The 25245-nt window shown below is 45.6% G+C and carries 20 protein-coding genes, 1 rRNA gene and 3 pseudogenes; 9 read left to right on the top strand and 15 right to left on the bottom strand.

Annotated features, from left to right (window positions below; translation table 11 throughout):
- Positions 1-11 precede the first annotated feature (11 nt).
- The 4 genes from NZD89_RS14365 to NZD89_RS14350 form a co-directional block, all read right to left on the bottom strand.
- Positions 12-194 (bottom strand): hypothetical protein, encoded by a 183-nt coding sequence (locus NZD89_RS14365; protein WP_268003504.1) that lies wholly within the window; start codon positions 192-194, stop codon positions 12-14.
- A 60-nt stretch (positions 195-254) separates the two neighbouring features.
- Positions 255-1785, bottom strand: a 16S ribosomal RNA gene (locus NZD89_RS14360).
- 290 nt (positions 1786-2075) lie between these two features.
- Entirely contained in the window at positions 2076-2426 is a 351-nt protein-coding gene (locus NZD89_RS14355; protein WP_268003503.1) for a 3'-5' exonuclease, read from the bottom strand.
- A gap of 24 nt (positions 2427-2450) precedes the next feature.
- Complete coding sequence (locus tag NZD89_RS14350; protein ID WP_268003502.1) at positions 2451-2693, bottom strand: hypothetical protein; 243 nt, start codon at positions 2691-2693, stop codon at positions 2451-2453.
- A gap of 278 nt (positions 2694-2971) precedes the next feature.
- Between NZD89_RS14350 and NZD89_RS29620 the strand changes: the two are divergent.
- From NZD89_RS29620 to NZD89_RS14320, 7 genes and pseudogenes are all read left to right on the top strand, one after another.
- Positions 2972-3283, top strand: a pseudogene (locus NZD89_RS29620) (site-specific integrase); the annotation flags it as partial.
- Positions 3284-3352: 69 nt separating this feature from the next.
- The gene (locus tag NZD89_RS14345; protein ID WP_268003501.1) at positions 3353-4111 is read left to right on the top strand and encodes a tyrosine-type recombinase/integrase; all 759 of its coding nucleotides are present in this window, start codon (positions 3353-3355) and stop codon (positions 4109-4111) included.
- Positions 4108-5778, top strand: coding sequence for a site-specific integrase (locus NZD89_RS14340; RefSeq protein ID WP_268003500.1), 1671 nt, complete (start codon positions 4108-4110; stop codon positions 5776-5778). Before NZD89_RS14345 ends, NZD89_RS14340 begins: the two co-directional genes overlap by 4 nt.
- Positions 5732-7513, top strand: a complete 1782-nt coding sequence (locus NZD89_RS14335) for a tyrosine-type recombinase/integrase (RefSeq protein ID WP_268003499.1) — start codon at positions 5732-5734, stop codon at positions 7511-7513. The genes NZD89_RS14340 and NZD89_RS14335 overlap by 47 nt, the downstream gene beginning before the upstream one ends.
- Complete coding sequence (locus tag NZD89_RS14330) at positions 7503-8006, top strand: hypothetical protein (RefSeq protein ID WP_268003498.1); 504 nt, start codon at positions 7503-7505, stop codon at positions 8004-8006. The genes NZD89_RS14335 and NZD89_RS14330 overlap by 11 nt, the downstream gene beginning before the upstream one ends.
- 42 nt (positions 8007-8048) lie before the next feature.
- Positions 8049-8351: a hypothetical protein gene (locus NZD89_RS14325; protein ID WP_268003497.1), complete on the top strand. Its 303-nt coding sequence runs from the start codon at positions 8049-8051 to the stop codon at positions 8349-8351.
- Between the two features lie 1025 nt (positions 8352-9376).
- Entirely contained in the window at positions 9377-10174 is a 798-nt protein-coding gene (locus NZD89_RS14320) for a PDDEXK family nuclease (RefSeq protein ID WP_268003496.1), read from the top strand.
- Positions 10175-10678: 504 nt separating this feature from the next.
- On the opposite strand, the pseudogene NZD89_RS14315 reads toward NZD89_RS14320, so the two are convergent.
- The 11 genes and pseudogenes from NZD89_RS14315 to NZD89_RS14265 form a co-directional block, all read right to left on the bottom strand.
- Positions 10679-11603 (bottom strand): annotated as a pseudogene (locus NZD89_RS14315) (sugar phosphate isomerase/epimerase family protein).
- A gap of 27 nt (positions 11604-11630) precedes the next feature.
- On the bottom strand, positions 11631-12530 hold the full coding sequence (fba, locus tag NZD89_RS14310; RefSeq protein WP_268008496.1) for a class II fructose-1,6-bisphosphate aldolase: 900 nt from the start codon (positions 12528-12530) through the stop codon (positions 11631-11633).
- A 24-nt stretch (positions 12531-12554) separates the two neighbouring features.
- A complete protein-coding gene (gene iolI / locus NZD89_RS14305; protein ID WP_268003494.1) occupies positions 12555-13394 on the bottom strand; it encodes a 2-keto-myo-inositol isomerase in 840 nt (279 codons plus the stop codon).
- A gap of 57 nt (positions 13395-13451) precedes the next feature.
- Positions 13452-14312, bottom strand: coding sequence for a sugar phosphate isomerase/epimerase family protein (locus tag NZD89_RS14300; protein ID WP_268003493.1), 861 nt, complete (start codon positions 14310-14312; stop codon positions 13452-13454).
- Between the two features lie 51 nt (positions 14313-14363).
- Positions 14364-15377 carry a bifunctional inositol 2-dehydrogenase/D-chiro-inositol 1-dehydrogenase gene (iolG, locus tag NZD89_RS14295; protein WP_268003492.1) on the bottom strand — a complete coding sequence of 338 codons (1014 nt, stop codon included), beginning with the start codon at positions 15375-15377 and terminating at the stop codon, positions 14364-14366.
- Between the two features lie 52 nt (positions 15378-15429).
- On the bottom strand, positions 15430-16341 hold the full coding sequence (gene iolE, locus NZD89_RS14290) for a myo-inosose-2 dehydratase (protein ID WP_268003491.1): 912 nt from the start codon (positions 16339-16341) through the stop codon (positions 15430-15432).
- A gap of 15 nt (positions 16342-16356) precedes the next feature.
- Entirely contained in the window at positions 16357-18297 is a 1941-nt protein-coding gene (iolD, locus tag NZD89_RS14285; RefSeq protein WP_268008495.1) for a 3D-(3,5/4)-trihydroxycyclohexane-1,2-dione acylhydrolase (decyclizing), read from the bottom strand.
- Positions 18298-18305: 8 nt separating this feature from the next.
- The gene (iolC, locus tag NZD89_RS14280) at positions 18306-19283 is read right to left on the bottom strand and encodes a 5-dehydro-2-deoxygluconokinase (protein ID WP_268008340.1); all 978 of its coding nucleotides are present in this window, start codon (positions 19281-19283) and stop codon (positions 18306-18308) included.
- An 11-nt stretch (positions 19284-19294) separates the two neighbouring features.
- A complete protein-coding gene (gene iolB / locus NZD89_RS14275) occupies positions 19295-20119 on the bottom strand; it encodes a 5-deoxy-glucuronate isomerase (protein ID WP_268008339.1) in 825 nt (274 codons plus the stop codon).
- 45 nt (positions 20120-20164) lie between these two features.
- Positions 20165-21625 (bottom strand): CoA-acylating methylmalonate-semialdehyde dehydrogenase, encoded by a 1461-nt coding sequence (locus tag NZD89_RS14270; RefSeq protein WP_268008338.1) that lies wholly within the window; start codon positions 21623-21625, stop codon positions 20165-20167.
- A 155-nt stretch (positions 21626-21780) separates the two neighbouring features.
- Positions 21781-23211, bottom strand: coding sequence for a sugar porter family MFS transporter (locus NZD89_RS14265; RefSeq protein WP_268008494.1), 1431 nt, complete (start codon positions 23209-23211; stop codon positions 21781-21783).
- Between the two features lie 539 nt (positions 23212-23750).
- Between NZD89_RS14265 and NZD89_RS14260 the strand changes: the two genes are divergently transcribed.
- A complete protein-coding gene (locus NZD89_RS14260) occupies positions 23751-24506 on the top strand; it encodes a DeoR/GlpR family DNA-binding transcription regulator (protein WP_268008337.1) in 756 nt (251 codons plus the stop codon).
- A 104-nt stretch (positions 24507-24610) separates the two neighbouring features.
- Positions 24611-25159 (top strand): annotated as a pseudogene (locus tag NZD89_RS14255) (IS6 family transposase); the annotation flags it as partial.
- Between the last annotated feature and the right edge of the window lie 86 nt (positions 25160-25245).

The following is a 25245-nucleotide window of genomic DNA, read 5'->3' as shown; positions in this document are numbered from 1 at the left end:
TACCGGTTTACTTACTTTCGAGGTTGTTCCATATTCAGTTGCCAAGGTACCTCGCGCCTTCCAATCTGCTTCGGATTCCTTCGTTGGTCGTCCTCTGACTCGCTCACGTACAAAAGTACGCTCGACTCATCATCGTCCTCCCGCCTTGTACTCCTCGCATCTTGAAACGCGCTTTGAGTTTGCTTCCACCTCATACGAGGCTTGGCTCCCTCAAAACTAAACACCCACGTCCTAAAAGCCTTGTTTCTCCGTAGAAAGGAGGTGATCCAGCCGCACCTTCCGATACGGCTACCTTGTTACGACTTCACCCCAATCATCAACCCCACCTTCGGCGGCTGGCTCCCTAAGGTTACCTCACCGACTTCGGGTGTTGCCGACTCTCGTGGTGTGACGGGCGGTGTGTACAAGGCCCGGGAACGGATTCACCGCGGCATGCTGATCCGCGATTACTAGCAATTCCGGCTTCATGCAGGCGAGTTGCAGCCTGCAATCCGAACTACGAACGGCTTTTTAGGTTTGGCTCCACCTCGCGGCTTCGCTTCCCGTTGTACCGCCCATTGTAGCACGTGTGTAGCCCAGGACATAAAGGGCATGATGATTTGACGTCATCCCCGCCTTCCTCCGACTTACGCCGGCAGTCACCTGTGAGTCCCCACCACTACGTGCTGGTAACACAGGTCAAGGGTTGCGCTCGTTGCGGGACTTAACCCAACATCTCACGACACGAGCTGACGACAACCATGCACCACCTGTCTCCTCTGCCCCGAAGGGAAGGACTATCTCTAGCCCGGTCAGAGGGATGTCAAGCCCTGGTAAGGTTCTTCGCGTTGCTTCGAATTAAACCACATGCTCCACTGCTTGTGCGGGCCCCCGTCAATTCCTTTGAGTTTCAGTCTTGCGACCGTACTCCCCAGGCGGAGTGCTTATTGGGTTTCCTTCGGCACTGGGGTGTGTCCCCCCAACACCTAGCACTCATCGTTTACGGCGTGGACTACCAGGGTATCTAATCCTGTTTGCTCCCCACGCTTTCGTGCCTCAGCGTCAGTCACTGTCCAGCAAGGCGCCTTCGCCACTGGTATTCCTCCACATATCTACGCATTTCACCGCTACACGTGGAATTCCCCTTGCCTCTCCAGCACTCAAGTTATGCAGTTTCCAAAGCAATCCCAAGGTTGAGCCTTGGACTTTCACTTCAGACTTACACAACCGCCTACGCACGCTTTACGCCCAGTGATTCCGGACAACGCTTGCCCCCTACGTATTACCGCGGCTGCTGGCACGTAGTTAGCCGGGGCTTCCTCACTCGGTACCGTCTCACAAGGAGCTTTCCACTCTCCTTGTCGCTCTCCCCGAGCAACAGAGCTTTACAACCCGAAGGCCTTCTTCGCTCACGCGGCGTTGCTCCGTCAGGCTTGCGCCCATTGCGGAAGATTCCCTACTGCTGCCTCCCGTAGGAGTCTGGGCCGTGTCTCAGTCCCAGTGTGGCCGGTCACCCTCTCAGGTCGGCTACGCATCGTCGCCTTGGTGGGCCGTTACCTCACCAACTAGCTAATGCGCCGCGGGCTCCTCTATCAGCGATGCAGTTGCACCTTTCAACACAGGAAGATGCCTTCCCGTGTGTCATCCGGCATTAGCACCCGTTTCCGAGTGTTATTCCAGTCTGACAGGCAGATTGCCCACGTGTTACTCACCCGTCCGCCGCTAACCCCGAAGGGTTCGCTCGACTTGCATGTATTAGGCACGCCGCCAGCGTTCGTCCTGAGCCAGGATCAAACTCTCAAAAAATGTTACTGGCGTTACTTCATAAATGTCTCGACGACGACTGTCGTCGAGACCGAAACTTTTAGGCGTGTGTGTTTAGTTTTCAAGGAACCAAATCAATCAGTGCCGCCGAAGCAGCTCAGACAATATACCACGAATCTATCATCGCTGTCTACTGGAACATTTTGCTTCAACTCGTTCGAACGTTGCGGTTCGAACCTGTGAGGTGGTATTCCGGCGACTCGGTATATCCTGTTTGTTCAGCAGTGCCGCCGAAGCGACAGGGAGTAATATATCACCCTGACGCTATGGAGTCAATACTGAACTGCTGCATGTACGTCCAGTGCATTTGCTACCTCCTCCATGAGCGCCGCACTGACAAACGAGGTTGGTTCCAGCCCCGCTTCACAGACGAAGGATGTCACATTCGTCTTGCGGCCCGCCATCTGCATCGGGGCAAAGCCGACGAGTACACACCTCGCTCTCGTCATCGCGACATAATGAAGTCTACGTTCGTCGTCACTGAGATAAACATCGCGGCATTTAGGATTGCCATCGACCAAATCGAGCAGGACGACGACGTCCCACTCCCTCCCTTTGCTATCGTGAAACGTGCGGAATTGAACGGCATCCAAGCGCGGTCCATCGCCAGCAGCCGTGTTCATTTGCGTCCACGTGAGGTAGAGTTGTCAGCGCGTACGGGCCAGTATGCCAATGGTCGTCTGCGGACGCATCTGTAGGATGAACTGGACGAGGGCGTTCACCGCTGCCGCCTCATCCCGTTCATCGTGAACCACCGATATCCGGACGAGCCCCGGCGATTGCGAAACAGGCCGAAGGGGTTTGTCGATTCGGCGTGCGACGTGGCGAATCAACTGCTCCGCATGACGGACAACCGACGTATCGGAGCGGAAGTTGTACGTCAACAGCATTTGTTTGGAATCTCGAGTGGCGGTCGAACATCTTTGCAAATAGCTGGGCGAAGCCCCGCGAAACCCGTAGACGGACTGTTATAGGGTGTGATACGACATTCATGCTACAAAAAACCTATATCCCCCGAATAATGAGGATAAACCGTAAAGACACATGTCTTTTATATGACTGTTTATGGATGTGGATATGTGTTCTTAAAGAATAACAAGGATTTTATCAAATTGTGTCGAAGTTGTACCTGAAACTATGTGTCCATTAATAACACTAGGTGATACAAATGTCTTCTATTACGCTAGATTACGTGGAGAGACCGGACGGAAGTGCATACCGTCTAATCTGTAAGGATGGCATTCCATTACTTCACTCCTCCCAATACTTAAGGTATATCCATGTTCGCTATGGAAATACGAATACTTCTGATACTTATGCCGTTCAACTGTTCCCGTTTTATAAGTGGTTAGATAACGAACGAATCGAATTTCTCGACATCACGAGAATTCATCTACAGCAATATCTGAATCATCTAAGAACCCTAGGTCTAGATGACTCAACAGTACGACAATACATGAGTAGCGTTTTACGTTTTGTTGCTTGGTGCATGGAGCCTTCAGATCAGACAGAACTGATTCGCAAGAGGCGAAGAAGGAATTTCATCACAATGGAAACCCGTGGTTTGTTAGCAGGAATTGTCCACAGAGATGTGGAGTATGTTTATGACCTTATTCCCAAAGCGAAGAAAAAGGTTCCACCTGTCATTACTGAGGATGAGCTTTCCTTGATTCGTGGATGGATTATGCAAACCTTCTCCGATGATCCATCGTTGCAATGCCTATATCGCTGTATCATTGAACTTCTTTGGGATGGTGCACTTCGGCGGGGTGAATTGTTGGCGCTGAATTTAAATTCGTTGCAAGGAACGAATTTAGTGGTTCAAAATCTTCCTGAGAAGTTTGACGCGGTTTGGGCAAAGAAAATCGGAGCTGCTCTTAAGACCGGGGAAAGAACAATCCCTATTGATAAAGCAACAGTCCAATGGATACATAAGTGGAAAACCGAATGTCGTCCTGCTGAGGCCCATAAGTTGGGACATGGCTTGTTACTAACTAATTTACACCCGGATAGGCTCGGTGAACCATTCACAATCAATGCGTTAAAGTGGCTATTTAATCGTATCAATCATCCGCAGTTTGGCGTACAAGTGCCGGGCAAAACACTTCATCCTCATATGTTTAGACATACATTTGCAACTATGGCTCTAGACGATGATTTGCCACTTTCTACCATACAATATTATCTTGGACATAAATCAATCAACAGTACGCAAATTTACACACATTTGGCTGACTCCAAGGTTCGCAAAGATCTAGAAGCATGGAGAAAAAAAAGACAATATCGTTACGGAGATCTTGCGATATGAAAATCGAGAATATGTATGGTTCCACGTTAACTATCTCAGGGACACGTTGGGAAATGATCATGGTTAAAAATGACGCAACTTATGTCCGAGCGATCAGTTGGTCAGATATACCTGATCAATGGAAGCCGTTTTGGCAAGTTATTTGCAAATCTGTGTTTGAAAGGAATCAGGTTGCCGTATGTAGAAAAATTCACGTTGCCGCAGTCAATTTTCATTCATGGGTTGGAGAACAGCATTTTTCAGCCTTTGACGAGTTCACGCTCGAGTTGTATGGAATGTTTGATGAATGGCTGATGCACCGACCTAAACTCGGAAAATCCCGTCAGCCGATTAACGGCGCCACCTTATCCCTTGCCTTTCGTCGAAATATCTTCAACGGATTAGTTAGTGCTTTTGAAGAAGCGCTCACGTTGGAGTTACCCGAGGTCTCAATTTCGTGCTTGGAGCGAGTTCAGGAAGCTCGGTTAAATCGATTTCGAGATGCTAACAAACAATTGGACGCCAACAGAGCAGATAGAGTCTTGACTGATACTGAATTGGATCGTCTCTACATGTTACTTGTCACTCAAATACAGTCGGCAAGGGAAATCCTGACTTCAGGACCGACAATGATGCCTGGTGTTGAGTGGGTCACAAACACAGAGAAACCGAATCGAGCCGATGTTCAACGGAGGACACATGTTCAAAGAACTACCGACCTCCTTGCCGTCACGGCTGCGTGGTTATCCATAGAACATGGTATAAGACCCGAGGAGATTACCGCCTTGAGATTAGAGGATATTCGTGAAGACACTAGTGGTGAGGGTAAGCACTCCCTTTTCTGTCACGCACCCAATAAAAACGAAAGGATTGTTCCAATAACTGAATCAACATTGAACATACTACACTTGTACATATCGTGGTCAAGTCAACCACGTGCTCAGTTAGATTCGAGAGCCCTCTTGGTTGACTGGACTGACATACGAAAGAGTGTTGATGCGAAAGCGGAGGTAATTACTGCGCCCAATTTGCATCAGAGGCTCCGTAACCTCGTAAAAGCCCATTCATTACAGAGAGACGACGGCTCGCCTTTGAAATTGTCTTTGAAAACACTTCGTGCAACATGTGGATCTCATTTCGCATCCAGTACCCAAAATAGGGAAGTTACCAGACGGTTTATGGGGCACGAGAAAGCTTTAACCACAGACACTTATTACATCACTCTAGCTCAAAGCCAACTGAGCCACAACGTTTACGATGCACTCCATAGGGAATCTTTGAGACTTGCTACTTACTATAAGAGACCAATTGATGATCTTTCCCTGGAGTTGCCAGAGGCCTATGACTTACTGCAACAGAATCCGGAGAGGGATATTGACGAAGGAATTTGCACCGTTCCGCAAACAACCTCTACCCTAGCGGATTCTTGTGTGCGCGCTTCATCTTGTTTAGACTGTCCCTTTTTAGTACCAGAATCACGTAAAAGGCAAGCGTTCGTTGAGGAACGGGATTTATACATACGCCGCGCTGCAGAGACTACTGATTCTCGTATTCAGCAACAGCGATTAAGACATGCTGCTATGGCAAACGCATACGTCGTTCTGATAGATAATGTAGGTCCAAATTCAGATTCAATAAAAATTGAAGACAACAACAAACGTCCGCGAAAAAGAAGTTATAAGAAGTGAAGGTGCAAATCCAATGCCATTAATGCTGAATATTTCCCACTCTGAAGCAACTAAATTAGGACGCACCCCACTCGACGTTGAGATGATGCCCACGTCTCAAATCATGTTGAATATGAAATCAGGACGGGAACCCTTTCCCGGTGCGGGATTTACTTTGAGCGATAACGAATGGGATTTGTCTTTTCGCGAGACTCGCGCAAGAACAAGAACCTTTTCTTTACTTAGATTCATTGGCATTCAAAACTGGTTAAACCCATATGTTAAAGATTTCATGATGTACAATTGGATGGTTCGTAACCTGGCGAATTCTACTTTGAAACAGTATCTAAGCGGGATTGACGAGTTTTCACGATTCCTTATGGCTGAACGGCCTGATGTTGTTCAGATTAACAGCTTTGATGAAAGTGTAGCTCGTGGTTTTACACTATGGGTTGAGAATCTAGATTCAACCATTTCCACAAAGCGCAGCCGCTATATTGGCATCGACCAATTCAGTCGATGGTTACGGCGAAATGTCGATGGGCTGGAAACATTCTACTTCCAACCGCACTACTTTCCGTCACCTGAACCTACATACAAGACGTATCTTGATCGCTTAGAAAAGGTGATTCCTTCAGAGGTAAGACTACAAATTATGCGTGCTATTAAATTGGAAGAACATAGACTCCAAGGTGAGATGGATAAGAGATTTAGGACACATAAACAGCAGCATAAGTCGGCCCTAGATAAACTTCTGTTTTGTCAGATTCTCAAAATCGTAATGGCTACTGGTCGGCGGATTTCGAATGTGATAAATCTCGGGCGCGACCCTCTACGGCCTCCGGGACCTGGTGATGCAGACGGAGTTTGGGTTGATTATGTTGAGGCAAAAACTCGACAGGGTGTTCAATCGGTTTTTGTGCCTGCTCCAATGTCTGACATAGTAAAAGAAGCGGTTCATACAGCTCAACAAATCACGGCAGAGTTGATCGCCCTAGCTGAAGCAGCGGACCAAAATCAACTATTTTTGTCTAGTAAGCACAACATACCTCGGCGCATGGTCTACGATAACTTTATCCGGTGGCTGAACGGAAAGTATCATCGACCGGGCAGTATCAACAAACTAGAACGAGGATTCGTCCATCGTTACAACATTACCCATAACGGAGAAATATATCTGATTCGCTCCCACAATTTCCGGCACACCCGTTCAACACTTCTTCGAATGGGCGGAGCAGGTTACGGCACGGTGAAGAACGATTTGCTTCATCGCAGCGCGGATATGACCGGCGTTTACATACACGCTCATGAACAGGTTGCCAAGGAGCTTAAAGAACTTCGGGATAATAGGGAGTTGTCCGGAAAGGCAGCTCCACTCATTGAAAACAAATCGGTCCGTTTGACTGGATTTTCAGACCAAGAACTAAGCCTTTGGAGAGAACAGGGTTTATTTGTTCAACCTACTATATATGGGTACTGCGTTTTACCGCAAGAGCAAGGAGTATGTCCCATCGGCGATCCTTGTTGGATCGGCCCAAAGGGTGATGGTTGCAGTTACCACCTATATGGGCCAGCCATCAAAGATCCCATGGAGCAAGATGTTAAACTCATCAAAGATCAGCGAGAGAAATTGTTGCAAGAGCGTCCGAATTCTCCGTTGATTGGTCACTACAATGCAATTATAAAACGGTACGAAGGGATTTTAGAAGAAGCTATAAATAACAAAGGTAGGGACAATAGCAACCATGTCAAATAGACGAATTATTAATGGTCAAGATACACCCGCCCGAATTGAAGAAATATGGAATTATATGGTCGATAACGATAAGTACTATAATGTAACGGAATTTGCGAGACGAGCAAAAATTTCGCCAACAACATTCTGCCATCGCTATCGAGAATGGGCGGAGAAAGTCCGTGCACGTCGCGATCGGCGGTACGGTAAGCGTAAACGCTCCCCCGTCACATTGAAGAGAGTTGAGACGACCGAATTTAAACAAGCCTTGGAACAAATCAAGGAGCTTCAGAGAACTGTGGGGAGTCTACGAAGTCAACTCAGTTGCGCCGAAAAACAAGTGAGTAAACTACTCGATGCGGAGAATGAATGTAAGAAACTCGAAGCGGAGAACAGAAAATTGCGGGGCGCTGTGGAGCTGTTGCTAGAGCATTTACAAATGGCGGGCGTAACTCAAGAAAAACTTATGACTATTTGGAGCTCACTCGAAAAGCAAATTCAAGTCGTGAGATGAGGTTTGATGCGCTAGATTGAAGAAAGAATGGAGCAAAGCGTTGTGAAAAGCATTGAAGGAATTCTGCGATACGATGTTCTTGATGCAGAGAGCTGGTGCTTTGACATGGGATACCAAATGATTAATGTTTTTTCCGGCATGGAAGTCCACCTTCTCATAGACGACCAATTTCTACAGGGCAAACTCGTTGAAATACCGCACGGTGGATTGAGTGTGGTGTTTGACGGTAACAGAAAGGGCAGGCAATGGAGCTATGTACTCGAACGTGGCCGGCGCTACCCTGCCAAAATGGGCGAAGAGGCTGTGGAAAAGATTCTTGACGAATTCCGCTGCCTTGAAATCTGACTCGATACCGAAATGTCTGCTGATGTAATGAATGTGGTTGGCAGGGATTTTTCCAAATCCTTTTGGGCATTATGGGGGCCCCTGTGCTTGCTTGGAACCGTTTCAGCCAAAATACCGATGTCGATATGGTCACTCTGTGTCGGCCGCCTGATAAGACCAGCGCAAAGCCACCGTCGCCCCCATTTCGGACCCGTCGATTACTTTACCATCCCGTCAATTCTGTTCCGGTGTCTCATCTGGGCAGAAATAACAACACTCTGAGCATGGATAAAGACTTTGGCATATCTGATCGTCGGGGAGAGTACAAGTACCGTCGGCTAAGCACCGTTCTTCATTCAATTTGATCTCCAAAATCTGATACCTCCTCAAGTAGCTTTGGAAGAAATTTCGCGAAACAATATCCGTTATCCTGCTAAAATTCCTCCCGGTCCCTACACGTATCTTCATCTATCCGCCGCCAACGCCGCAACACATTCTCTACTGCAACGCTCACTATGTCTCGAATGCTGCCTCCACAGGTTGTACGATAATTTCTGGGTCAACACCATAACCAGTCACCAGGGGCGTTTGGAAACCGCCCATCTTTCTCTTTGTCACATTGGTCACATATGTATACCGACTTCAACATGGCGGGGCCCACTCTCTCTTGGCCGCAAGGCAACACGAAGAGGCTAGTAGGCGTCCCCCCCTAGCCTAAGTCCACCCTTTCGGTCTGAACCCATACGAATGACCGGTCTTCTCACAACGTGCGCATCTGCTATAGCTGTTGGCCAACTAGCTACTCTATTAAAATTCCCACAACTACTAGCTTTCATACATCTTTGTATAAGAAAGGGTGGGTTGTCTGGGTAGGCCCTCGTCGCCTCATAATGCATTCGTGTAGGCCGTGTGATTGACACTTTTGGACGCAGCTTTGGTGAAGAGAATTGGCTTCACACGTGTTCTCTCTTCTGATCTTGTTCCAAGCAGACTAACAATGCCAACTCGATGGCTATACTCTAAACAGTCAATTGCCGGAGGTTGGTATGATAACGCTCTCACAAGATGTCGTTGATTCGGTGTATTTGGCATTCCGAACCTTAGGAAAAACAGATTTATCACGAAACGAGCTCTTCGAGTTCATCCTTGAAAAGCTCCCACAAATACAACGACATGAACTCGGTACATTGATTGTCGCAATAACCGTCAATAATCCTCGTCGGGAGAGTTACGTTTCAAGCCTCAAGGTTGCTAGCAACATAAACTCAACCGATATTCTTTACAAGTCCGGTGGAGATAACGTAAAAACCTTTACCTATCGGTTGTGGAACTCACACGATCTTTGCGTGTCCAAGCCTCAACGAAACAACCAGAATGACTCGCTAAGTTTGCTGGTTGACGAATTCCAGTGGGACCATCACAAGAGATCTTCAAAGCTGTCCTTTCCCTCCGAGTCCCATCTGCGGGACTTTGTGGTTCGTAACATTCCGGAATTCAAAATACGAGGTAAAACACTTCATACCTACATTCATACATCCGGAAGAACTGGAGTAGAATTTGCAACGGAAGTTGGCCGGATTGATTACTTAGCTATAGACGACGACGGATGTTTTTACGTCTTTGAGTTCAAACTCCATAAAGGAGTGGATGCTGTAGTCGGTCAAGTATGTCGATACATTGGTTGGGTACAACAACATCTCGCCAGAGAATCATCTGTTTATGGCATAATTGTAGTGAGTCAGGCCGATGTCAAATTGCGATATGCTTCTTCTATCTTTGAAAAGATAACCCTCCTTGAGTACGACATATCGTGTTTCCTCAACATTTGTAGGGATTCAGGCTAAAAAGTCTGAAAAGCACTTTGAATAAAGCTAACGGGTTCTGTTTTGAGGTGCGAAGTATTGAATGTCGTCTGAAATGGCCCGTCGTCGGGCAACGGTCGTTCAATGCAAAAAGGCGCCGAAGCAGCAGATTTTTGTCTCATACTTCGGCGCCCTTCTATTTGGATCTACAGCGACTCGTTTATTCGACCACCATTTTTGCAAAATGGACATGCTTGAATGCCTGTGTGACTTTACTGATAAATTGGCCAGCCGTTTGACCATAAGCTGGCCACAGTAATTGTGAGAAGATAAAAAACCCTTGCTCCGCAAGGGATTTTATCAGGGTGGGAAAAGAACCCAACGTTGATGTGTGCATTATGCGTGACCATTCTGATGACAGAACACATCAGATCAACACATATCCAAGCTCGTTTTTTGTACTCTCGGCCAACTTATGCATGCAATTCTGACTCCTGGCCAACTTATGATTAATACTGTTGCGAATAAGGATTTAACGATACTTAGTTAAGCGAAACGCTTCGGTAATGCCTCCTTCAGAACTTGAACAGATTTTGCAACACCAGTTAGTGGATCCATTGTTAAATCTTCCATTTCAAGACACACAGGCCCATCGTAGCCAGTCATCCTTACAACGGTGAAGAATTCTTTCCAATAACTTAGGTCATGTCCGTATCCTACGGCCACGTAATTCCAGGAACGGTCTGCAAATTCCTCCATTGGTTTGTGATCAAGAAGACCGTTCACTTGATGAATTCCTCGCTCCAACCGAACGTCTTTCCCGTGAACATGGTAAATTGCGTCCCCTAGCGCCCTCGCTGAACTAATGGGGTCCGCGCCCATCCAAAACAAGTGACTCGGGTCTAAATTCATTCCGACCATGTCTCCGACTTGGTTCCGTAGTGTAAAAAGCGTCTCTGGGTTATAGACGAGATTGTTACCTAAATTTTCGATCGCGATTTGTTCAATGCCGTAGTCTTTGGCGAGTCTAACTGTCTGTTCCCAATAGGGGAACGCTACTTCATTCCACTGCCACTCTAAAATTGCTTGATGACTTGGGAAAAAACAATGTGTAATCCAGTTTGGTACCACTTCCAATGGACCAGCAGAAGGACATCCGGACATCATCACAATCTTTTTTACCCCAAGCTGTTCTGCAAGCTTGAATGTCTTTTCCACACCGATTTTATGAGCTTTCCCCTCGTCAGAAGGATCTAGTTGGTTTCCAGAGCAATTCAAAGCGGCGATATCAAGTCCCCGGCGGTGGATTGCATCCATAAACCCCGTTCTCCGGCCTCTACTTTCAAGCAGGCCATCTAGACCAATTCGCACAACCAAATTCGAGCGACTCTATTCCTAACTGGACGCAGGTATCAAGCATGTCTTCTAAAGTCATATAACCTAGCGCATCCGTAACAAACCCGAGTTTCATCTTGAATACCTCCGAAAAAACCGGAAATTATTGCCTTGCAGCGTTACATACTTCTAGAACGTTTAGCGTATGCCTAGCTTGGCCACTGGTTCCAAAATCCCTCATCTTTGTTTTTACCGTTTGTACAATGGCTTCTTTTCCCGGCGTCAGAATGGTCCGCGGATCATAGACGTTCGGGTCATTTTCTAACAACTGACGAACTGCTTTCGTCCAGGCTTGTAAGCACTCTGTATTCACGTTTATTTTTGCATGTCCAAAGCGAATGGCTTTCTGAATATGAGAAAGCGGAATTCCTGAACCACCGTGTAAGACAAGAGGTACTTTGACTTGATCGGAAATGTGCTTCATCTCCGCAAATCCAAGTTTCGGCTCTCCAATGTATTGTCCATGCACAGAGCCAAGTGCGGCAGCCAACGCATCAACGCCTGTTTTTTGAACCAATTCCACGCATTCGTCTGGATCTGCGTACTGAATTCCACCAATTAATCCGTCTTCCATTCCACCAACCATTCCAACTTCAGCTTCTACCGACACTTGTTTTGGTAGGGCGTAATCCACTACTTGTTTTGTCATCTCAATGTTCTCTTCAATTGAGTAATGTGAACCATCAATCATTACCGAGCTAAAACCAGCGTCAATCGCTTTCTTACAACGGTCCACGGACGAACCGTGATCTAAGTGCAATGCGACCGGAACCGTAATTTCCATTTCTTCAAGCAGCGCACTCACAGCCACCACAATGGTCTTGAATCCACCCAGGTAGTCCACAAGTCGATCCGAAGCCGCAAGAATCACCGGGGCTTGCTCTTCTTCAGCAGCTTGCAAGATGGCTTGAACCCATTGAAAGTTGTTCATATTAAATTGTCCAACTGCATAATGACCTTCTTTCGCCTGTAGTAACATGTCTTTCATCGACACGATTGTCACCATTTATCGCCCCTTACGAAAATCTCAATCAAAGTCAAAATACGATGACACGACGGTAAGCGTTGTATCTTTTGCTGTCTGAATAGTTTCTTCTGCGTTCAGTCGGTAGTATTCAGGTCGAAACAGTTCGACGGAAACCACGTCTCGATACCCGATTTCCTTTAACGTAGATAAAATTCCGTGTAAGTCGATTGCACCAAGTCCCGGCCACAGTCTATCTTCGTCCGTCAGAAATCCAATTGGATAATCTTCCGTATCGTCGATGTGGAGAATGAACACTTTCGACCCATCTGCGGCTTTCAGGTCGTCTAACTTTGATCCCATGGCATGAAAGTGAAAGCAGTCTAGGACCAATCCAACGTTTTCTCGATCAACGACTGTAATTATTTCGTATGCTTGCCCAAACGTATTTACCGTGCACTGTGGATGCCCGATAAACTCCACAGCAATCTTGACACCATAAGGCGCCGCCAAATCGGATAATTCCCTGAGGACGTCCACGCAACTTGATTGGATATCCGCTTTGAGGATTTTTTCTTCTGTTACAAGGGGGACAGCGACGATGTACTTCGCACCAAGTTGGCTTGCCGTTTGAAGCATAGATGTAAACTCTCGAACGATTTCACGGTGTCCTGGTTCATCTCGATTGTTGAAAAACACCAATGCATTGAGCGCCAACGGTTTGATGTGATGTGTTTGAAAAAATGTAGCCAAATCACCCACGGTATGAGTCTTTAGATACTCTGGCAATTTATCCATGGTTCGAATCTCAATGAAGTCGTAACCCAGTTGGTCACATATCTCTAAATCACTTAATAATGATGAATTTTCCAAAGTTGTTGCTTCGTTGAAGCACAGTTTCAATGTCAACATCTCCATTTACACTCGATAAGGGAACGAAACGTAATCAAGTAGACGTAATTACACTCCAAGTCCTTCCGTCATCTTTTTCAGCATTAAGGTACATGACTCATCCGCTTTATCGACCCAAGCAAACACAGAGTTGGTTGCAATACCGTCAAATTTCATTTCCTTCAATTTACTAAAAATCGTTACAAAGTCGACTTCGCCTTCTCCGATATTTAAATGTTGGTGGATGGTTGCTTCGGCCCCAGGTGGATTCACAATGTACCGCAATCCGTTCGCAGCTTTGTGGTTAAACGTATCTGCAAATAGTACGTGCGTAAGTCGGTTACCTGCATAGTCAAACATTGTTGCAATATCACCAATACCGTCGTCGTAGTAGAATGTGTGCGCAGTGGAATAGACGAGATTCATCCAAGGTTTATCGAGGGCACGAATCATATCAACTGCGCCTTGGTTTGTTTCAATGAAATCGTACGGATGCGCTTGTAAGTTGAGTTTGATGCCCTCTCGCTCGAAAACCGGCATCAATTCATCCATAGATTTAATAAACTTTTCTTCACAAATGACCGCATTGTACTTGGAGCCGTTAAATTCACTGTTCATTAAGTCCACGTCTAGTTCCACGGCGATCTCAATCGCACGCTTCCAATTGCGCACAGCGGCCTGTCGACGGTCTTCGTCTGGACCGGCCCAGTAATAGAGAGGCAATAGAGAGGAAATCTTGACCCCCGCGTCACGCAGACACTTCTTTAAGTCACTGATTTGACTCTTATCTACTTTTGGGTACTTGTAAAATGGACAAAAATCTTCACGTGGTGATAACTCAATATATTCGTATCCCAGTTGAGCCGTCTTTTCGACCATATCTCTAAGAGATAAACTGGCATACATCGTCGGATCTAAGGCTATTTTCATATATTAACCTCCATTGGTACACAAAGTGGGATTGAACAAGCTGTTTCACGCTTAGGCGTAGAAATCAGGTTTATCTGCTGAGGCAATCGTTTCTCGTTGACCGGACTGTTGTGCGCGTACACACGCATCGGCTGTAGTTGCAGCGATGTATCCATCCCACGCCGTCGGGCCTTGTGGTTCACCGCTCGCTTGAATCGAATCCATGAAGTCTTGTAATTCTTTGTCGTACGCGTCGATAAACCGGCGTTTCCAGTCCATCAGCAAGGTACTACCTTGACGACCTTCTTTTTTCATCACGACACCCGATACATCAGGGAGCTTTAATGTGCCTTCCTCGCAAACCACTTCGCACTGAATGTCATAGCCAAATTTGCAATTTACGAACACTTCGACACTGATGTGCATCCCTGTTTTTGTTTCAAATATGATGACTTGAGGGTCTCGAAGGTGGTCTAATGCGCGTTTCGTACGTTTCGGGAAAATCACTTGAACCGACTGGTAGTCGTCATTTACCAGCCAGTGCAGAACGTCGATTTCATGAACCAACGTATCTGTAATGGCCATATCTGTCGTATATTTTTCATCTACATCAGGGTTCCGGTGCGCGCAATAAATCATAAGTGGTTCCCCTGCTTCATTTCGATCAAGCGCATCTTTCAATTGAACATACCCGCTATCATAGCGACGCATAAATCCAACTTGGACAAGACGTTTTCCGTGTTTCATTTCAGCTTCTACAATTCGCATACAACCTTCTTCCGTGGTCGCAAGTGGCTTTTCGCAGAATACATATTTACCAGCGTCAATAGCTTTTAACACGCTTCCTTCATGTGCTGGCCCCCAACTTGTAACGAGAACCGCATCAACATTTGTATCTGCAATGAGTGACGTATCATCCGGGTACACCACAGCGTCCAATCCAAAGGTTTCAACAACTTCTCTTGCTGCCTTTTGATTCACATCCGTTACCGCTACAATTCGCCCACCAGATAACGTATTAGTGATGCGATTGATGTGCTCTCTTCCAATTGCCCCGGTACCAATTACGCCAAAACGGACGGTCATTTTTATGTCCTCCTATATCGAAATACATATTCTAGTAAAAAGCTTACCAGGTTTAATAGACGCTTTCTTTACTCCGGATCGACGTTAGTGTTTTATCAATATACTTTCGAGCAATCATTGCATACTCCAGTGGGTGAGCAATCGATGGATCTTGTTCTGCCTCAACTACAATCCATCCTTGATAACTTGATTTCAGGAGAAATTCATATGGTTTGGTAAAATCAATGCATCCATCTCCAGGCACTGTAAACATGCCACTTAGAAATGACTGAAAGAACGATTTGCCAGCTTGTCGACATTGTTCCATGACCGTCTTACGGACATCTTTGAAGTGAACGTGCTGAATACGGTCAATGTGCTTTTCTAGCATCGTCATACAATCGCCTTCTGACACAAAGATGTGGCCGGTATCATACAGCAAATGAACGACGGAATCGGTATTCGCCATCAAACGATCCACTTCCGCAGCTGTTTGGATTCCTGTCCCCAAATGGTGGTGATATACAAGCTTCAGAGCATAGGATTCTGCAATTCGACCAAGTTCATTTAGCCCTTGACAAACCTTCACCCATTCCTCGTCCGTAAAGCATGGTTTTTTAGAGAAAATACTTTGATGTAACCCCTGGATACTATAGGTCTGCTCCGAGACAACGGCCACGTCTGCTTCTACGTCCTGAAGATATTGACAGTGCTTGTCAAACGCCTTAGCGGTTTCTTCGAGTCCGTCTCGAAGAATGAAACTACTAAACCACTGACCAGCAATTCTCAAATTGCGTAATGCAAGTTCTTTCTTGAGCACTGACGCTTCTGGGAAAAATCCACCTACCTCGGTCCCTTGAAAGCCGGCTACAACCACATCGCTGAGCAAGTGAGACAACGTGTTGTCTGCACCAAGGGTAGGTAAATCGTCATTGCGCCATCCAATCGGGGCAATCCCCCACAAGATGCTTGATTGCTGTTCCATAAAACGACCTCTTCATTAATATTGTTTGGCTTGCATTCGTTTTTGCTGCTGATTTGTAAACGCCTGAGCGATGCGTTCATTTTCCGAGACTTCCGCCACGCCAAGATTCCACCAGCTGTCATATCCATCCGACATGGTCTTAGGAAGCACTTTCATATCAATAAGCGTAGATACGCGTTGTGTCGCGGCATCTACGAGAGCTTCTTTTAAAGCTTCGAGAGTGTTCACTCGATACGTCTTAGCACCGTATCCTTCCGCAACTTTTGCATAGTCAATCTTAAGAATCTTTTGGTCGTTCGTCCTAAATTCACAGTAATAACTGCCACTGCCATTTTCCATTTGCAAATTGTTGATACATCCAAACCCCGCGTTGTCAAAGAGAATTACATTAATTTTCTTGTCGTATTGGATGGCCGTTACAAGTTCGGAGTGAAGCATTAAAAAGCTACCATCACCCACAAGTGCGTACACTTCTTTTTTGGGTTCTGCAATCTTAATTCCGAGTGTTCCAGAAACTTCGTACCCCATGCACGAGTAACCGTATTCTAGATGGTACGTGTTCGGTACTGTGGCATGCCAGAGTCGTTGTAAATCTCCTGGAAGAGAACCTGCTGCACTAATAACGATACTATCAGGTGGGATGGTCTCATTTACCGCAATTAATGCTGCCGTCTGCGAAAGTTCTGTTTGAAGCGCATCTGCGTACTCATTTAAGACATCTTGTGAAAATTGCCCCTTAATCTCAGGAACAAACTTGTCACGATTGAATACCACATTCTTGAGTCGGTCACGTTCCGCTAACCAGATTCTTTTTAACGCTACGATGTCATCCTCAAACTCTGTCACATATCCATCGAGCATAAGAGACAACTGTTCAAGCGTAACTTTTGCATCTGCAACTACCTGAAAGGCGTCCAGTTTGTACGCTTGTAAACGACTCACGTTAATGTTCAAAAACCTCGCATGGGCAAAATCGAATGCGGTCTTAGAGGAAGTAGCAAAATCGGTGTACCGCGTCCCAACCCCAATAACCAGATCCGCCTGGCGTGCCGCTTGATTTGCTGCGTGTGTTCCGGTGATGCCTAGGCCACCTAAGTTATTCTTGAACGTTGATTCAACCGTCGATTTTCCGGCCTGTGTCTCAACAAGCGGAATATTGTACTTCTCGGACAGCTCGATTAAAGCGTCTCGTGCTTGTGAATATTTCGCCCCGCCACCCACGACAATAATCGGACGTTTGCTTGCACGAATGATTTCCACCGCACCGTTTAATTCACGCAGTGTCGGTAACTTTCGATCGACAAAGTGGACGCGCTTCGTGAAGAAACTTTCATCGAAATCAAATGCCTCTCCCTGTACGTCCTGAGACAGACAAATTGTCGCTGGCCCAGCTTTGGCCGGGTCTGTCATCACTTCAAAAGCACGGATGAGACTTGTCATGAGTTGTTCTGGTCGTGTCACACGATCCCAATATCTCGAAACAGCTCGAAGACTATCATTTGTCGTAATAGCGAAACTATGTTCATGCTCCACCTGTTGAAGAACTGGATCAGGCTGACGCGTTGCAAACGTGTCGGAGGGTAGAAGTAAAACAGGAATGTTGTTGGAAAGTGCCGTACCTGCGGCCGTCACGAGATTGGCTGAACCTGGACCAACAGATGTCGTTACGGCATAGATCTTTTGACGCAGCATTTGCTTGCTATAGGCCATTGCCGCGTGGGCCATCCCTTGTTCATTCTTACCTTGGATAACTTTCAAATGACCCTCGTTTTGTTCAAGAGCTTGACCGATCCCAAGTACATTTCCATGTCCAAATATCGTGAAAATCCCTTCAACAAAAGGAAATTCCTGACCATCCACATGAATATATTGCTGATTCAAAAAGCGAATCAACGCTTGCGCAGTTGTTAAACGAACGGCTTTCACGCGCGGTTTCACCCCAATCCAGAAGTTCATCACAAGATTTAAGCGTGAACGCTTACAATATGTTGAATTTCTTCAATCGTAGGCATTGCGTTTGATGAACTGTGTCGACTCACAACAATAGATGCTGACGCACTTGCATATTTCAAAGCTGTTTCCAAATCTTCGTTTCTAACTAACGCATATAAAAAGGCAGAAGCATATGAATCGCCAGCACCAAACGTCTTCAAAACCTTGCTCGGATAAGCCTGCACTCGAAATACATCCCCATCTTTCGTATACGCATACGAGCCATCTACACCGTGTTTAAACACAGCAATACTTGGTCTATGACGGAATAGGTACGTGGCGGTCCGTTCGTTTTGTCCATCTATCGTATTTTCCAAAATGTCATACTCGTCCCGTGTTCCAATGACGATATCGGATAGTTCAGCGACTAGCGAGTAGTACACTGCGGTTTCCGTTGGAGACTCCCACGTATACGGCCGGTAATCGAGTTCGAAGACGATTTTCACATCGTTCTTACGAGCAAACTGGATGGCCTGGAACACGGCTTCACGTGAAGGGCTTTTCGATAACGCAGTTCCAGAGACAAGGAGAACCTTTGTTTTCTGCACGTATGCCTCACTTACTTCAGAGGGAGAGAGATACAAGTCTGCTACGCTTTCACGATACATTAAAATGCTACATTCACTTGGACTCTTGATTTCAGTAAAGGTGAGCCCGGTCTTGTGCCCCGCAGTATCAAAGACCATATTCGACGTGTCAATGCCAAGGTCACGCATATACTTTTCAATAAAGCGCCCGTGTTGGTCGTTCGATATCTTACCGATAAACCCGGTCCGCAAACCAAGTTTGGAGGCACCGATGACGATGTTTGCCGGGCTACCACCCACGTATTTCGAAAACGTCAAGGTTTCTTCCATCGGACGATTATACTCGACAGCATTCAAATCAATACATGCCCGCCCTATTGCGATCAAATCGAAGGGCCGATTTTCGCAAAATCCATAATTCATGTTGACCATCCTCATTGTCCTTGACGTTCCAGAATCCAAGCATGGTTGGGATCATTGTGGAACTTCCAAATACGTTTTGGTCCTGCCATGACATTTAGGTAGTAAGAGGTATATCCATCGGGTACGCCCACCGGATGATACCCTCTTGGTACCAAGACAACATTTGAATGTTCTACAGTCATGGTTTCATCAAGTAACCGGTCATCGGTATACACTCTCTGAAACACAAACCCTTGTTTCGGATTCAGTTCGTGATAGTACGTTTCTTCAAGCAATGATTCGTGAGGTAAATTGTCTTCATCGTGCTTGTGTGGCGGATAGCTTGACCAGTTCCCACTTTCCGTAAAGACTTCAACGACAAGGAGTCGATTAGCGAATAGTTCAGAATCTGGCAAGATATTATGGACCAAACGCTGATTGTTAAGGATCCCACGCTTTTCGACGGTGTTGTCTGCAGCTCGAATCAACATTGAGGGTCGCTTTTCATCTGAAAAGGAATAGCACAGCGCAACCCGAGCCTGCGTCACGGCCCTTACTTCAAAAGGTTGACCGTTTGATAGATAGACGCTGTCTGTTGGTTTCTTCTCAAACACGCTCTCGCGGGTTCCAATTTCGCGAAATACTTTTTGCTCACTAAATACGTCTATTTTTCCTGTTAATCCGACAATACAGCATTCCTTTTGGACCAATTCTTCCCGGTACGACGATCCTGCCTCGAGGTCCAATACTTTAAATTCGATGTACTCAAGAATAGAGTTATCTCTTGTCACTTCATGAATTCGCGTTACGCCAGGCGCTATTTGATGTGGCTTAGCTTTAACAAGCAGTTGACTCAAGCGCGAGTCCCCCTTTCGTTTCTAACACAACATCTCGTTGAACCATTAGTCGAAAGAAGGCGCAGCGTATCGAGCGGTGACAACTTTCTTGCGGGTGTAGAAATCAACGCTGTCTTTTCCATTCGCGTGTAACGTGCCAAAGAAGGAAGACTTCCACCCCGAGAATGGGAAGAATGCCATTGGGGCTGGTACACCTAAATTAACCCCAATCATCCCAGCATCAATGTTTTCTCTGAAGTAGCGAATGGCCGATGCGTTTTTCGTAAAAATACATGCACCATTAGCAAACTCTGAACGGTTCGCGATGTGAACCGCTTCTTTAAGATTCTTAACGCGAATAATTGACAGAACAGGAGCGAATATTTCGTCTTTCCAAATCGTCATGTCCGTTGTGACTTCGTCAAAAATGGTCGGTCCAATAAAGAATCCGTCATCAGATGCTCGCGTGCGACCATCACAAATGAGTGTAGCACCTTCTTCAATGCCTTTTTCGATATAACGAATAGTCCGCTGTTTACTGTCTTCTCGGATGACCGGTCCCAAAAACACCCCGTCATCTAATCCATTCCCCATCTTTAACTCGTTTGTCTTCTTAGTGAGACTCGCCAGAAATTTATCAGCAATCCCTTCCTCAACCGTTACCACAGAGCATGCCATGCAGCGCTCTCCTGCAGAACCAAACGCAGACCCGATAATATTGTTGGTCGCTTCTTCTATATCTGCGTCATTGAGGACAACTACATGATTCTTGGCCCCAGCTAACACCTGAACGCGTTTCAGGTGTTCACTACCTCTCTTATAAACGTACTCGCCAACTGGCTTTGACCCAACAAATGAAATCGCTTTGACATCAGCGTGATCCAAAATCGTATTTACGACATCATGCGCACCATATACAACATTGAAGACACCCTTAGGCAAACCCGCCTCAGTGAATAGCTCAACCAAGCGTTTGGTGAGTAGTGGTGTCTTCTCAGACGGTTTCAAAATAAATGTATTGCCCAGCGCAATGGCCATCGGAAACATCCAACAAGGTACCATCATTGGAAAGTTAAATGGAGCAATCCCGCCAACAACCCCAATGGGGTACCTATAATTGGTGGCTTCAATATCAGTAGCAATGGTAGAAAGGGAATCTCCCATCATGAGAGACGGAGCACCAGCAGCAAATTCTACATTTTCAATTCCTCGCTGAACTTCCCCCGTTGCTTCTGATAAACTCTTCCCGTTCTCAATGGTAATCAAGCGCGCCAATTCGTCTCGATGTTGTGTGAGCAGTTGTTGATAACGAAAGATAACGTTCGCCCGACGCGGTACAGGAATCTTACTCCACACTTGAAATGCTGCTTTTGCACATTCAACCGCATAAAGAACATCTTCGCTAGTGGAGATGGGAACTTGTGCTATAACATCTTTTGTGGCGGGATTGTACACGTCTTCATACTGTGAAGTCTTACTTTCAATCCATTCACCATTGATATAATTCTTCAACTTTTCAGCACACAAAACCATCCAACTCCTTCAAACCGTTTCGCCAAACACATATTGTTAAATTTTGATTAAGTGTTGGTTATATTCTACTCCATAATAAACGCAATATTCTACTTAGTCAACTTAAAAGGTACGGTTGAAACAAAGTTATTGCAATGGTGAACCAGAAGTTATCGTGTCGACGGAAATGCATTGGCCTCTTCATCCATCGATTTGGTGGGAGCATTATAATTCCGGAACTTATGTTCCAACTTCTCAAGTGAGTATCCTCTGGTTTCAGGCGCATATTTTTTCATCAACAAGACCGCAACGATATTCAAGACTACAAACACCATGTACGAGTACGTGAGCCCTAGATGACTTAACATGATAGGAAATAACAAGCCAACAAAGAAATCTACAATCCATAGAAAGAACGTTACAAATCCCATAGCAAGCCCACGCAACCGAGTCGGAAAAATCTCTGCAAGGAGTACCCAAGTAACCGGTGAAACAGCGCCTTGTTGGAAGGCAAGGAACGTAACGGTAAGAAGGAGCACGATAAAGGGGAGTTCACCCGTTCCCGCGAGCAAGTGTGAAAACAAAGCAATCAGGCAAAGCGAAGCAATAATTCCAATTTGCCCACCGATCAACATCTTTCGACGGTTAACCTTACGCAAGAGCCAAAAACCAACGAACGTTGCTAAAACCGAGATGACGCCATTTGCGATATTGCCAATTACGGCAGCTTTCGTGCCAAACCCAGAACTTTGAAGAATCTCGGTGCCGTAGTACATGATCGAATTGACGCCAGTGATTTGTTGTACAAAAGCAATACCAATACCGATGAACACAAGACGTCGAATCCAAGGAATACCCAAATCCTTAAACGTTGCCCGCTTCATGCTAGACTCTTCAGCCAAGTTATTCTTTATTTCTTGAAGTTCTGCATTCGCCTGAGCTTCATCACGGATTTGCTTTAAAATAGAGAGCGCTTCACCCATTCTCCCTTTTGAAGCCAACCAGCGCGGGCTTTCTGGTACGATTAACATTCCGAACCACAAAACAATTGCCGGAATCGTTGCAACGGCCAACATGTATCGCCAAACATCTCCGTGGTCCCCAAGTGTATTACTAATGATTCCGTTTACAACGAATGCAGCCAGTTGCCCACTCACAATCATCAACTCATTGTTGTTCACAACCCGCCCGCGTCGCTCCGCAGTAGACATTTCTGCCAAGAAAGTAGGAACGACGACGGATGCACACCCAACAGCAATACCAAGCACGAAGCGAAACGCAATCATGACACCGGCATCAGGCGCCAACGTACAACCAAGCGCCGCAACGAAGAACCATATGGACAGGTAAAGGATAACTTTCCGCCTGCCGATCCGATCTGAAAGTCGTCCCCCAAGAACAGCTCCAAGTGCAGCGCCGAAAAGCAAAGAACTGGTTACGATTCCTTCTGTAAATGCATTTAAGTTCAACTGTCCTGGTTTGGACATATAAGGTAGTGCACCGTTTAAGAATCCAGTATCGTAGCCAAACAAGAGTGCGCCAAAGGTCGAAAACCATGTCACTGCTCTTAGAACTGCCTGCGGCGTTTTTTGTGTTGAAATCGTTTGATTTTCCACGAAGGTCCCTCCTAAACATCAATCTTTTTGATCTACACGCTGACGGCCACACTTCCTCAAAACAAAACCAAACAAGAAAAACCAAAGCTCAAAGGAAGCGGTTTCATTCCTGTGTTACCATTACACACTTCAGAATCTTCCGTGCACAAAGACCGTTGAATCCAACTTCTAAAAGATCACCGCCTTCATCAGAGTATCCACATCTGGTTTAAACCGTTACATATTGATTATATTTTGGATATGTTCTTTAATGATAATACTTAATAAAGAGTTTTCAGTCAACATTCATTCCAACTGCATCAATATATAATAAAGAGATCACCTTTACTCCGATTCTGAGGAGTGATCCACCTGTACACCATGTTGGTGTTTTAGTTGGTCGAACAGCAACACTTGAAGTTCGAAATGACTACGCCGAGAGAAATTTGGATACATGATGATTAGTTTGGTTTTCTCATTTGATGATTTGAGAGCAAATTTGAGAACAATCATTTATAATGAACCTGTTGACAGGGGTGAATGAATTGATGAAATCGAAAAGGATTACAGCAATACAAGAGTATGTCGCAAAACACAAAAATGTATCTTTAGACGAACTTGTATCCGCTTTTAGTGTTTCAAAAAACACAATTCGGCGGGACGTACAGTGGTTGGTAGAGCGTGGGGAATTAAGGAAAGTATACGGCGGAGTATCGATCAACGATTCTACATTAGTCTCTTTCAACGATCGACAAGCTCGAAACCAAAAACAAAAAGAACGAATAGCAAAGGTAGCAGCCAGCTATGTACAAGATGGCGACATTATTTTCGTGGATTCAGGAACGACAACACTAGAGATGTTTACGTTTATAAAGAATAAGAACGTCACCATCATCACCAACAATCTGTCGTTTATCATCAATTGTCTTCCGTACGAGAATTTAGATGTCATCTCTATCGGTGGTACACTCGAGCGTAAAACAAACTCCTTTGCCAGCTTCAAAGAGAGCAATCTTTTAAAAACTTACAATGTCAACAAAGCGTTCATGGCCTCAACCGGCATCTCCATTTCAAACGGTGTCACAAATGCATCTCCGCTTGAGAGTGAATTGAAGAGGACAGCTGTTGAGCGCAGTTTAAGCGTCTATTTATTAGTCGATCACAACAAGTTCGATAAATATGGTCTTATCACTTATTGTGACTTAAAAGAAATCGATTATATTATCACGGACGAGATACCTAATACCGAATATAAACAATACGCCAAAGAACATGACGTAGAAATTGTGACGTCTAATTAATAGGTTACGTGGTGCTCCCTGATGTATATTCCGCGGTTCTGGTGCAAAAACACCAGGCATGCTAGTATTGTCCGGATAAACTTCAGGGATGAGGCTGGCATGTTATGAATGTGTTCAAATGGAAGCACTTCGAAGCTCACATTATCTTGATGGCTGTCCGATGGTATTTGCGATACAGCTTAAGTTACCCGGACATCGTCGAACTGCTAAAAGAAAGAGAAGTTCAGGTTTCTCATACCACAATCATGCGATGGGTCCATTAGTTCGGTCCAGAGTTGGACAAGCGTATTCGACGTTATTTGAAGCAAGCCGACCACCGATTCCTACAGAGTTGACGAAACCTATATTAAAGTAAAGGGAAAATGGACTTATCTATATAGAGCAGTAGACTCTAAAGGGCAAACTGTTGACTTCATGCTGTCTTCGAGTCGAGATGTCAAAGCTGCAAAGCGATTCTTTAGAAAAGCACTGTCTTCGCCGCATAATCAAACGCCGCGAGTCATCACCGTAGATAAAAACCCTGCTTACCCTCCGGCACACAGCAATTAAAGGACAAAACGGAGATCCCGCAAGAAACCTCAATCCGGCAGACGAAATACCTGAATAACATTGTTGAACAAGATCATCGATTCATCAAGAAAATCACGAATCCGATGAAGAGAAGCATTGGAGATACAGTAATGATATAATTCGAACCCCTTTGGCGAATATTCCACCCGTAATTTTTAGAACAGCGTTA

The sequence above is a fragment of the Alicyclobacillus fastidiosus genome (assembly GCF_026651875.1).
Lineage (GTDB): Bacteria > Bacillota > Bacilli > Alicyclobacillales > Alicyclobacillaceae > Alicyclobacillus > Alicyclobacillus fastidiosus.
Note: the sequence above shows the minus strand (reverse complement) of the source record. Positions and strands in the feature narration are given on the sequence as shown.

Excerpts from the sequence above, each read along its gene's own strand:
- NZD89_RS14320 (WP_268003496.1), top strand. The coding sequence starts at position 9,377 with ATGATAACGCTCTCACAAGATGTCGTTGATTCGGTGTATTTGGCATTC.
- NZD89_RS14350 (WP_268003502.1), bottom strand. The coding sequence starts at position 2,693 with ATGCTGTTGACGTACAACTTCCGCTCCGATACGTCGGTTGTCCGTCAT.
- NZD89_RS14365 (WP_268003504.1), bottom strand. The coding sequence starts at position 194 with ATGAGGTGGAAGCAAACTCAAAGCGCGTTTCAAGATGCGAGGAGTACA.
- iolC (WP_268008340.1), bottom strand. The coding sequence starts at position 19,283 with ATGAATTATGGATTTTGCGAAAATCGGCCCTTCGATTTGATCGCAATA.
- NZD89_RS14355 (WP_268003503.1), bottom strand. The coding sequence starts at position 2,426 with ATGAACACGGCTGCTGGCGATGGACCGCGCTTGGATGCCGTTCAATTC.
- iolG (WP_268003492.1), bottom strand. The coding sequence starts at position 15,377 with ATGACCGTCCGTTTTGGCGTAATTGGTACCGGGGCAATTGGAAGAGAG.
- iolD (WP_268008495.1), bottom strand. The coding sequence starts at position 18,297 with ATGAACTTCTGGATTGGGGTGAAACCGCGCGTGAAAGCCGTTCGTTTA.
- NZD89_RS14345 (WP_268003501.1), top strand. The coding sequence starts at position 3,353 with ATGGAAACCCGTGGTTTGTTAGCAGGAATTGTCCACAGAGATGTGGAG.
- NZD89_RS14340 (WP_268003500.1), top strand. The coding sequence starts at position 4,108 with ATGAAAATCGAGAATATGTATGGTTCCACGTTAACTATCTCAGGGACA.
- NZD89_RS14330 (WP_268003498.1), top strand. The coding sequence starts at position 7,503 with ATGTCAAATAGACGAATTATTAATGGTCAAGATACACCCGCCCGAATT.
- iolE (WP_268003491.1), bottom strand. The coding sequence starts at position 16,341 with ATGGAACAGCAATCAAGCATCTTGTGGGGGATTGCCCCGATTGGATGG.
- NZD89_RS14300 (WP_268003493.1), bottom strand. The coding sequence starts at position 14,312 with ATGAAAATAGCCTTAGATCCGACGATGTATGCCAGTTTATCTCTTAGA.